We start from the raw sequence: 11,026 nt of genomic DNA on the forward strand, positions 1-11,026 counted from the left end.
TTTCGATGTGGATAAGAGTAGGTTAAAGCGTATAAGTAAAATCGTGGCTAAGGTAGATACTACTTTAGTTCAAGATGGTCATCAACTTTATCATCACTCTCTTCTGGTTACTGAGAAGGGTAATTGGGGTATAGTTCAACAAGGCATGAATTTGGAAACCAAGTTTGCTAGAAGATATCATTGGAAAGAAACTGAAAATTTCGTCGTAGAGCCTCATTCAGCAATAGCTGGTGTGAAGAGGGATAATAAAGTAATAAATATTATAGAGAGGAACAAGGATAACGTTAGAAAATTGGTATTAGACCTACTGAAGGAGAACCCTAAAAAGATATTATCCTTGTACAAGCAAGCTGAAGCCATGTTAAAAGGACAGTCCACTCTAGATATGTGGGTTAAGGGTGGTTCGATTTCAATAATTTCTAAAGAGGCTAGGTTGGTATATATGAAACCTGTTGACATTAGTAAAATACAAGAGGTTCTGAGTAGCATATATGAGGCTAAACCGTTAACGTTTGAGGAAGCTCTAATTAACGGATTAGGTCCTTCTACTGCTAGAGCACTTTATCTAATAGCTGATTTAATATACAATGAACCACCCTCTTATAAGGACCCAGTTAATTATCCCTATGATCCTTTCAAGTACGCTTTTGCAGTAGGCGGTAAAGATGGTATACCTTTTCCAGTGAATAGAAGAGTAGCATGGGAAGTAATTTACACATTAGAAGACTTCATTAGTAAGGCTAAATTAAGTGAGAGCGACAAGAGATTAGCTTTAAGTAAATTACGTGAACTAGGATCAAGCGAGAGAGCTTAAATAATAGACAAATCTAAAAGTATATTAATTATGTTTAAGCTAAGGCTTAATAATAAAGAGCAGGAAGTTTTTGAAAGATTAACTTATCTAGCTGAGTTCATAGAGGAAGCTGTAAAAATATTAAGTAATGAATTTGAGGCAGTAAAGAAGGAAAGTTACGAACAATTACCTTCTTACTTAATAAAGATTAAAAGTCTTCATGAAAAAGCTGAAATATTGAGGGAGGAAATATTATCTACCTTATATGGGGAAGCGTTTTTGCCAGATTTTAAAGAGGCGATGGTGATGTTAACGCAATCACTTTTTAATACGTTAAGTGCAGTAAAGGATGCAGCTAGAGCTCTAGGATCAAGGAAGATTGATAAGAAGTGTATTCTCACACTTTACGATACTGTTAATATGTACCTCGCGTTAGTAGCAGAAGCCTCCTCTAGGACGCATGAACTTACTAGAAAGATTAGTAATGATATGGAGGGTACTTTAAAGTTAGGTAGAGAAATTCAAGCAATGGAGAGAGAAGGAGATGAGATAAAGGATAACTTACTCCAGAGGTTATATGAGATAGAAAAGGAAATAGACATTATTAGTATATTGCAGATGAAAGATATAATCTTGTTCATTGATGATATTTTGGATTCTTTAGAAGAAGCTACTCTAAGTGTAGAAATATTCTACGCTACTTTAAAGTCCTAAAATACTTTTAATTATTCCAAATATTGCTAATGATAATACTATTGCAACTAGTGGTGAAGTTGTCCAACTTTTTATTATTTGTCTAACTTGTTTTCTAACATCTGAGGTAAAACTCCTAAAACTAAGTCCTATTATTCCTCCCATGATAGTTTGAGTAATGGAAAGTGGTATTCCGAAAAAAGTGAAGATCTCATTGATTACGTTACTACCTATAATTGCCGATTAAGCCCCCAAATATCCTAACTTAGTTACTCTAAATCCTACTTTAATTGCTATTCTTCGACTTGATATCACCCCTAAAGAAGCTGACAATCCAAACATGGGTAATATTATATATGTCGGAAAAACTACTAAGGCTGACGAAACTATGATACCTATTGCGTTAGCTCCTACAACAAATGAGGTAAAGGCTGAGGAAAACATTATAAGGCTCTTATAAATTTTTATCTGTCTTAATATCCTATATTCACTTGTCAGCACGTTGCTTAGAACATAATAAAGAAATAAGGAGAATAATATCGCAGAAATGGGTGAGATAGCCCAGGAGAGGACTACTATCCAAAACCTAATCCAGTCTAAGTCAAGTAGACTGTGGGATACTAATGTTATTACGGCTAAAGAAGGATAAAAGGTCTGGCTTAAAGATGAAGGAATACCAGATTTATTCAGATAATAAAAGGTTATTATTGAAGATGAAAGGGTGGATACAATAGAAATCGTTACGTATAACTGGTTCCCACTTATTAGACCGTAAACACTATGGAGCATCGTTAAGCTTCCAATAACTACCCCTAAGAAAAGAGATATCATGTTAAGTAGATACGCTTGTCTTCTTCTTATTGCATTAGTAGCGAATAGAATACCTAAAGAAGTAGCATTATTATTACTCCCAATCAGATATGCAGAAACAACCCCTATTAATAATAAAGCATAATTAACCAGTATTTCTATTGTTATCATTTTGCTTTAAGAACCTCAAATATTCCAATATTGCGTCCCTAATAAAATCACTCCTACTTGTGTAGCCTAAATCTCTTGCAATACTATCTATCTTATTTAAAAACTCGTCCTCCAGTTTAAACGAGATCGTTATTGTACTTGAGATTTCTAATTCAAATGTAGACTCATCTACCTTTCTGAAAGATTGCATACGAATCATACTTTATAGTTATCTTAGATAGATAAACCTTTCGTTTAAAAAGGTACCAGAAAGCTTAAATAATAATACGTTGAGATTGAAAAATTTTTAACGAGGACTACTCGCGTATCAAAGGGGTAAAAGTACTTATAAAAGGTTGCGAAGAAGTATTTTGATTTTATGACAGTAGAGTGGATGCCTGTTAGCGAGTTACCTTTACCAAAAGAAGTAATAGAAATCATCTTGAAGAGGGGTATAACCAAACTTAACCCCCCTCAAACTGAGGCTGTAAAGAAGGGACTTTTAGATAATAAAAAACTGTTATTAACATCTCCAACCGGGTCTGGTAAGACATTGATTGCTGAACTAGGAATGGTATCTTTCTTATTGAAAAATAAGGGAAAAGCTGTTTATGTAACCCCACTTAGAGCGTTAACTAATGAAAAATATTCAACTTTTAAGGATTGGGAGAAATTAGGTTTTAAAGTAGCTATGACATCTGGAGATTATGATACTGACGATGCTTGGCTAGAGAATTATGACATAATAGTTACAACGTATGAAAAATTGGACTCCTTGTGGAGACATAGACCTAAATGGCTTAATGACGTAAAATATTTCGTATTAGATGAGCTTCACTATTTAAATGACCCTGAGAGAGGACCAGTAGTTGAAAGTGTAGCAATAAGAGCTAAGAAACAAAATTTGTTAGCCTTGAGCGCTACAATAAGTAACTATAAACAAGTGAGTAATTGGCTAGGAACTGAACCAATAACGGTCAACTGGAGACCAGTACCATTGATAGAAGGGGTTCTTTACCCAGATAAGAAAGGATATACAGTATTATTTAAGGATAATTCGACTAGAAAGGTTTATGGGGACGATCCTATTATTGCTTATACACTAGATAGTTTAAACAGAAATGGTCAGGTGTTAATATTTAGAAATTCGAGGAGAATTGTAGAAAGCACAGCGATGAAGATAGCTGGCTATATGAACTTCATAACTTTAGATGACAAAGGAATATCTGAGATAATTACCAAGCTAGAGGAAGTTGAAGATGGAGGAAGTGAAGAGAAAGAGGCTCTCAAAGAATTGATAAATAAAGGAGTTGCATTTCATCATGCGGGACTATCTAAGGGTCTGAGAGACTTGATAGAAGAGGGATTTAGGCAAAGGAAGATTAAGGTTATTGTGGCTACGCCAACATTAGCTGCTGGGGTAAATTTGCCAGCTAGAACTGTTATAATAGGGGACATATATAGGTATAACAGAAGGATAGCTGGATTTCAAGAGGAAATACCGGTTATGGAATACAAACAAATGAGCGGCAGAGCCGGTAGACCAGGTTTTGATGATATCGGGGAAGCAATAATAGTGGTGAGGGATAAGAAGAGTGTGGAGAGAGTATTTGAGAAATACATATTCTCAACTGTTGAACCAATTGAGTCTAAATTAGCTAATGAGAGAGCTTTCTATACGTTCTTATTAGGAGTACTTTCTGTCGAAGGTGAGATGAAATATGATGATTTGGCTAATTATGCATATGAGTCTTTTCTTCCCAGAATTTTAGTAGACACGTATTTTGATAAGGCAGTGAACTGGTTAAACGAACATAATTTTATGAGTTTAAGTGATCACGTATTATCCTTAACCGATTTTGGAAAAAGAGTAGCTGACTTATATATAAACCCCTTTACTGCAGATGTAGTGAGGGCAGGGTTAGAAAAAGCTAAGTCGTCATGTGATATCGCTTATCTCCACTTATTTGCTTTTACTCCAGATGGACCCCTAGTCTCCTTAGGTAGAAATGAGGAAGAGGAGCTAATAGGTATGATAGAGGATTTAGATTGTGATCTTTTAATAGAGGAGCCTTATGAGGACGAAGAGTACTCATTATATTTAAACGCATTGAAAGTAGCAATGATTGTGAAGGATTGGATTGATGAGATAGATAATGATGTAATATTAGAAAAGTATGGTATAGGTTCGGGAGATCTAAGAAACATAATTGAGACTATGGATTGGCTAACTTATAGTGGTTATCAAATATCGAAGGTCTTAAGGTTGGATGAACATAGTGAGAAGCTAAGAATGTTGAACATGAGAGTTAAAGATGGAGTTAAGGAAGATTTATTAGAATTAGTACAAGTGAAGGGCATAGGTAGGAAGAGGGCAAGATTACTCTATAATAATGGAATTAGGGGCTTAGGAGATATAGTAATTGAGCCAGATAAAGTGAAGAGTTTACTTGGGGCAAAAATGGGTGAGAAAGTTGTCCAAGAAGCTGCAAGATTACTTAATAGAATTCATTAATCTAGAGAATGGAAAAGAGTTTATAGTTAAAGATGAGGATTGTGAAACTTTAAGGAAATTATTATTAATATTTCTAGCTCTAGGTCAAAAGGAAATTGAATTTAAAGATTGCTCTCAATTGTCAGTTAAGAAGAGAATCTAAAAGAAAAATCATAGTGGTATATTTCCATGTTTCTTAGGATATCTGAACTCTCTCTTGTTCCTCAACATCTCTAATGCCATTGCAATAATCTTTCTCGTATCTTTAGGTTCTATTACATCATCAATTAGTCCTCTCTCCGCAGCCCAGTAGGGATTAGCGAATAATTTTCTATACTCACTAATCTTTTGATTCAATAACTCTTGAGGATTATTTGCAGTTTGTAAATCTTTTCTATATAAGATTCTTACGGCACCCTCTGGTCCAGTGACTGCTATTTCAGCTGTAGGCCAAGCGTATACTAAATCAGCACCTAAGCTCTTGATACTCATTGCTATGTGAGCTCCTCCATAAGATCTCCTCACAATTACCGTAATTTTTGGTACAGTAGCTTCAGCGAAGGCATATAACATTTTTGCTCCATGTCTAATTATTCCTTTGTATTCTTGATCAGTTCCAGGTACGTACCCTGGAGTGTCGACTAAACTTATTAAAGGAATATTAAATGCATCACAGAATCTGATGAATCTTGAAGCCTTATCAGCAGCATCAACATCTATTGCTCCTCCGTAATACATAGAATTATTCGCAACTATGCCCACTACATTTCCTGCTATTCTTCCGAACCCAACTGTAATGTTTTGAGCCCATAGTTTATGTACTTCTAGAAACTCGCCATTATCAACTAAATTGTATATCACGTCTCTCATATCAAATGGTTTAAGTGGGTCGCTAGGTACTATTGATTCAGCACCTTTCATTTCTCTATCAGCAGGATCCCCAGTGTCCATAAATGGTGGTTCTTCCATGTTATTAGATGGTAGATAGGATAGCAATCTCTTCGTAATGTTTATCGCATCTTGTTCATTTTCAGCGACGAAGTGAACTACTCCAGACTTCGTAGCATGAACTATCGCTCCTCCTAAATCCTGATAACTAACCTCCTCTCCTATCGAAACTTTCGTTATCTCTGGTCCAGTTACAAACATGTAATATGCATCTCCCTTTATCATTATTATGAAGTCGGTTAATGCAGGAGAATACACTGCTCCTCCAGCCGAAGGTCCAGCCATTATCGTTATTTGAGGTATTACGCCAGAAGCCATTACATTCATCTTGAATACTCCACCATAACCTTCCAAGGATAATGCTCCCTCTTGTATCCTAGCGCCCCCAGAGTCATTTATGCCTATTACTGGAGCTCCCACCTTTAATGCCATCTCATAGGCTCTAATTATCTTATTGGCATGAGTCTCTCCTAGACTTCCTCCTAACACCGTAAAATCTTGTGCATAAGCAAAAGCTGTACGTCCATCTATCTTACCCCATCCAGCTATTACCCCGTCTCCGTAGTATCTATTCTTGTCTAATCCAAACTCTGTAGATCTAGTTGTCGCAAAAGTCAATATTTCGTTAAATGTACCTTCATCAAATAATAGATTTAATCGCTCTCTAGCTAATAACTTACCTTTACTATGTTGGAATTTTATTCTTTCCTCTCCTCCTCCTTTTCTTACCACTTCTTTTAATTGCTTTAGTTCTTCAATTAATTTATCCACAGATGGTTTCTCATATAGGGACATATCTTATCACCTTAACTATTTAATAAGTAATAAAATGTCACCTTTCTTCACACTCTGACCTTCTTTAACCATAACTTTTTGAACTATACCGGCGATAGGGGAAGAAATAACAGTTTCTGCTTTCATAGCTTCAATTGAGAGTAAAGGTTGACCTTTATTTACAGCATCACCTTCCCTCACTCTAATCTTAACGATTCTCCCAAATAGAGGTGAAATTATCTCTCCCTCCTTTCCTCTTAAAACACTTTCTATACTTTCTCCTTCTTTAACTGGTATTTCGTTTATTCTGTCTAATCTGAGAAAGTTTTCATTAGCGAATATTAAGGTCCCATCTGATTCAACAAACACATAATAATTTTTCCCATCGATCTCAAATAGATATTCATTTTCCCTAGTACCTCTGCCTAAGAACTTCACTTTTACTTCCTTCTCTCCTATTTTTATATTATCTATATTTCCTTGCTGATCATAGGCTACAACGTAAGAATCTCCCAATTCTGTATGGATTCTATAAGCCTTCATTACCACATCACCCTCGTATTAGATTGTAGAGCGATGCCATAAGTCTTCCATTTGTTTGGAGCCCTCTCATCTCTTATAATCTTCTTCTCTTCAGCTTTTCTCTTCAATAAACCTCTATTATATAAAGCTATAGCAATTGCTACTTTTCTTTCCTCTTCCTCAGTTAGTTTTTGCTTAAAGTATTGTATTTTCTCAGAGATATAAGCGGTAGTAAAGTTACCCTCCCAGAAGTCTGGGTCTTGTAAGATGAGCTTATATAGGGGTATAGTAGTTTTTACACCACCTATCTTATAATCATTTAATGCTCTCAATCCAACTTGTATTGCATAGTCTCTGCTTTGACCATATACTATTAACTTAGAGACTAATGGATCATAATAAGGTGGAACCCATGTACCAACTTCAATTCCACTATCAACTCTCACGCCCGGTCCAGTAGGTTCTTTATAATATGTTATGTAACCAGATTGTGGCGTAAATTCGTTCAAAGGATCCTCAGCATTTATTCTAAATTGAATGGCGTGTCCTCTAATTTTCAGATCCTCTTGGGAAAACGGTAAATATTCTCCAGCAGCAAGTCTAATCTGCAGTTTTACTAGATCAATACCTGTTATAAATTCGGTTACAGTGTGTTCTACTTGTACTCTTTTGTTTATTTCCAAAAAATAAAAGTCATGTGTTACTGGAGAATATACGAATTCCATAGTACCTAGGGTGAAGTAATTTATTTCCTTACCGAATCTAATCGAAGCTTCAATAATTGTTTTTCTTTCTTCCCAGGTAATTGAGGGAGAAGGAGCTTCTTCTATCAGCTTTTGATTTCTCCTCTGAATTGTACACTCCCTTTCAAATGCTACTACATAATTGCCATATTTATCGCCTATTAGTTGTGTCTCTATATGCTTAGGTTTTACGGCAGCTTTCTCGATATATATTTCTGCTCTACCAAAAGCTGAGTATGATAATCTTTTGCTCCTTTCAAAAGCCTCAGCCAATTCTGCTGAATTATCAACCTTTATTATCCCTACGCCAGCTCCTCCTCCAGCAGCCTTCAGCATTATTGGATAGCCTATTTCCTCAGCGACCTTTAAAGCCTCATCTACGCTCTCGACTGGTGTTAATGGACCAGGTGAGGTTGGAACTCCAGCCTTTCTAGCTATCCTCTTACCATCTAGCTTGTCTTTTATTTTATCCATGACTTCTGCTGAAGGTCCTATAAAGGTTAAACCGACTTTCTCTACTTCTCTTACAAACCTTGGATTTTCGGATAAAAATCCGTAACCGGGATGTACGGCATCAGCATGAGCTTTCAATGCAGCGTCAACAATTCTATCTATGTTTAAGTAGCTCTCAATTGCGGGTGAAGGTCCAATCCAATACGCTTCATCCGCATATTTAACGTGAGGAGCATATTTATCAGCATCTGAATAGACTGCTACAGCTTTCATTCCCATCTCTTTTACCGCTTTCATTACTCTGATTGCTATCTCTCCTCTATTGGCAACGAGAACTTTATTAAATGGGGGCATTAATAATAATAGTGTATATCGGGTTTAAAAGTTTTTAACTTTAGAATTTATCTATGTATAAAATTCTAAAAATTTTTTAATATAAAAAGTGATCAACATCAAACTTTTTATGTTAGTCCAAGGAGGGGAAGTAGAAAATATTAAGAGGAAAATTATCTCCTTATAGATTTTCTAGAAACGCACTTGAAGTAGCGTTGAAATCATGGATATCGAATCTAAATTACAAAATAACACTCTAAACTTTATACAGAAAAATATTTAATTATCGTAAGCCACTCCATACTGAGGATGACGAATCCGGGAACTGAGCAGTGAGGAAATGCGCGAACGCTGATCAATTGAAAAAGGAATTAGAAGGTAACAGATAGTTAAGCTAAGTAAATTCCTTCCTCTGCAACATACTTCTCTCTAGCTATATCCATTAATTTTCTGGTGAATAATATGGAGTATATCACTACAACTATACCAAATAATAATGAGTCCCACGCCGCTAAAGGTATATTGCCATTAGCTGTGGCTAGAGCTATATCTTTCATTATACCATGAGAAACTTGTAAGGTGTAACTATCATAAATTCCTTGCCAGTACTCGCCTATCGCTAATCCTCCCCAAGCACTATTTATTGTACTTGAGATACCTGCTATTATGTAAGGAAAAGTAGCAGGAATTATCACATATCTCATTTTTTGCCAGAACGAGAAGTTATAGTTCTTCATTATTTCCCAATATTGTTGAGGCATATTCTTAATTCCAAGCCAATAGCTGTAAAAGACATAATAAAATGTTGAGATAAATCCTAAAAGTATCACATAAAACTCGTTAGTCCATCCCCCTAATATCTTACTAACTATCCCTATAGTTGCCGCTAAAAGAAGGGGAAAGTACGTCGGAGCTGGAAAAGACGCGAAAGTCTGTATTATTGGTATAGCTACCTTTTCAGCCTTTTCGTTAATTGCAATATAATAACCCAAGAATAGAGCAAAAACAAAGCTTACAACTGCTATAAAGGCGACTCTAGCGTAGTCTATTAATAAACTATAAAGGTCTGATGGTGTGGTTGATATTAAATAAGCCCACGTAGACTTAGGTATGGAGGTAATCGTGGAAAACGCTCCATATATGATAAGGGCTAAAATTGCTAGCGCGATACCTATTCCTAAATATCTCCATGGCATAGTCCTCTTTGCCTCTTCCTCAGTACTAGTCCTACTAACGATTCTGGTTACTCTGGTTGCATACTTTGATAGTTTAGTAAATGGTGCTAAAGTGTTAGAAATTCTTGTTGTATACCTTATTCTTATCTTACCTCTTTTAGATACTTTTATCTCTGTATCTAGACCGTATTTGGAGACAGTATATACTGCAAATCTCCTCAAAAGATATGTAAAAATACTTACGAAGACAGCTAAAATTGCTAATCCCTCACCTACAGCAATGTAATTATTTTCAGCTGATAATTCAGCTATTAGTGTACCTATTCCAAATACGTGATAAGTAGAAGTACCTATGGAGAAAACTTCACTAACTGTTATATAAAAGAACGCATCTGCAAAGCTAGGTATTAAATTAGCTGCTATCCTAGGCCATGAATAAGGAATGTATAGTTTCCTCATTTTATCCAAAAAACCTAATCTATAGTTATCTACTACTTCAATTAGGTCTAATGGAATTGTTTTAAAGGCTTGATAGATTCCTACCCATATATTCCACACCACTGCAGTAAAGACTAGAAAGTCAACTGCAAGTTCTATACCTAAGTAACCTCCTATTCTGTAAACGAAAAATATGAGAACTATAGGAAAGAATGATATTACGGGGACAGACTCAAAAACCTCAATTAATGATACATAAGCGTTTTCGAAAGCTCTATTTTTTACAGCAATATATCCTAATAGCCAACCAGTTAGAATAGATAAACCTATTGTTAGGAACACTCTACCTGATGATGCTAAAGTGGCTAAGGTTAACAATAAAACCGTGTTCATACTTTCTCGCCCCCCTTAATTGGGGTTAACAAACCGTAGAGGACGTCTAGGTATTCTTGAAAACGCTCATCCTTAGGATTTCTAGGTCTTTCTAACGTAATTTCTACTTCACCTACCACATTGGCTGGTCTTCCATTTAGGACGTAAACTCTATCAGCCAGTTCGACTACTTCATTTAAGTTATGAGATACAAGAACTACACTCTTTAATGTAGTACCCTCATTAAATAGCATAGAATAGATTTCTTGCCTTAAGCCCTCAGCAGTTAACTCATCTAAATGAGAAAAAGGTTCATCCATTAAAAGAA

The 11,026-nt window shown here is 35.7% G+C and carries 9 protein-coding genes and 2 pseudogenes; 4 read left to right on the top strand and 7 right to left on the bottom strand.

Annotation, left to right across the window (positions count from 1 at the left end; translation table 11 throughout):
- A partial coding sequence (locus DMP16_RS05165) for a DUF763 domain-containing protein (protein ID WP_143576947.1) occupies nt 1-814 on the top strand: 814 nt, incomplete at its 5' end.
- Nucleotides 815-844: 30 nt separating this feature from the next.
- Nucleotides 845-1,507, top strand: coding sequence for a DUF47 family protein (locus DMP16_RS05170; protein WP_069284064.1), 663 nt, complete (start codon nt 845-847; stop codon nt 1,505-1,507).
- Here DMP16_RS05170 and DMP16_RS05175 read toward each other — a convergent pair.
- Both DMP16_RS05175 and DMP16_RS05180 read right to left on the bottom strand, forming a co-directional pair.
- A pseudogene (locus DMP16_RS05175) lies at nt 1,496-2,467 on the bottom strand (inorganic phosphate transporter). The gene DMP16_RS05170 and the pseudogene DMP16_RS05175 overlap by 12 nt on opposite strands.
- Nucleotides 2,442-2,657, bottom strand: coding sequence for a ribbon-helix-helix domain-containing protein (locus DMP16_RS05180; protein WP_069284066.1), 216 nt, complete (start codon nt 2,655-2,657; stop codon nt 2,442-2,444). The pseudogene DMP16_RS05175 and the gene DMP16_RS05180 overlap by 26 nt, the downstream one beginning before the upstream one ends.
- Nucleotides 2,658-2,825: 168 nt before the next feature.
- Here DMP16_RS05180 and hel308 point away from each other — a divergent pair, with 168 nt between their 5' ends.
- A complete protein-coding gene (gene hel308 / locus DMP16_RS05185; RefSeq protein ID WP_069284067.1) occupies nt 2,826-4,961 on the top strand; it encodes an ATP-dependent DNA helicase Hel308 in 2,136 nt (711 codons plus the stop codon).
- A complete protein-coding gene (locus DMP16_RS05190; protein WP_069284068.1) occupies nt 4,912-5,103 on the top strand; it encodes a hypothetical protein in 192 nt (63 codons plus the stop codon). The genes hel308 and DMP16_RS05190 overlap by 50 nt, the downstream gene beginning before the upstream one ends.
- 8 nt (nt 5,104-5,111) lie before the next feature.
- Here DMP16_RS05190 and DMP16_RS05195 read toward each other — a convergent pair whose 3' ends face one another.
- The 5 genes and pseudogenes from DMP16_RS05195 to DMP16_RS05215 all read right to left on the bottom strand — a co-directional run.
- Nucleotides 5,112-6,683: an acyl-CoA carboxylase subunit beta gene (locus DMP16_RS05195; protein WP_069284069.1), complete on the bottom strand. Its 1,572-nt coding sequence runs from the start codon at nt 6,681-6,683 to the stop codon at nt 5,112-5,114.
- A gap of 15 nt (nt 6,684-6,698) precedes the next feature.
- Nucleotides 6,699-7,205 carry a biotin/lipoyl-containing protein gene (locus DMP16_RS05200; RefSeq protein WP_069284070.1) on the bottom strand — a complete coding sequence of 169 codons (507 nt, stop codon included), beginning with the start codon at nt 7,203-7,205 and terminating at the stop codon, nt 6,699-6,701.
- On the bottom strand, nt 7,205-8,734 hold the full coding sequence (locus tag DMP16_RS05205; protein WP_143576948.1) for a biotin carboxylase N-terminal domain-containing protein: 1,530 nt from the start codon (nt 8,732-8,734) through the stop codon (nt 7,205-7,207). The genes DMP16_RS05200 and DMP16_RS05205 overlap by 1 nt, the downstream gene beginning before the upstream one ends.
- 368 nt (nt 8,735-9,102) lie before the next feature.
- Entirely contained in the window at nt 9,103-10,719 is a 1,617-nt protein-coding gene (locus tag DMP16_RS05210) for an ABC transporter permease subunit (protein ID WP_069284072.1), read from the bottom strand.
- Nucleotides 10,716-11,026 (bottom strand): annotated as a pseudogene (locus DMP16_RS05215) (ABC transporter ATP-binding protein); the annotation flags it as partial. The pseudogene DMP16_RS05215 and the gene DMP16_RS05210, both read right to left, overlap by 4 nt.

Origin of the sequence: Sulfolobus sp. B1 (genome assembly GCF_007050195.1) — an archaeon.
Taxonomy (GTDB): Archaea; Thermoproteota; Thermoprotei_A; order Sulfolobales; family Sulfolobaceae; genus Saccharolobus.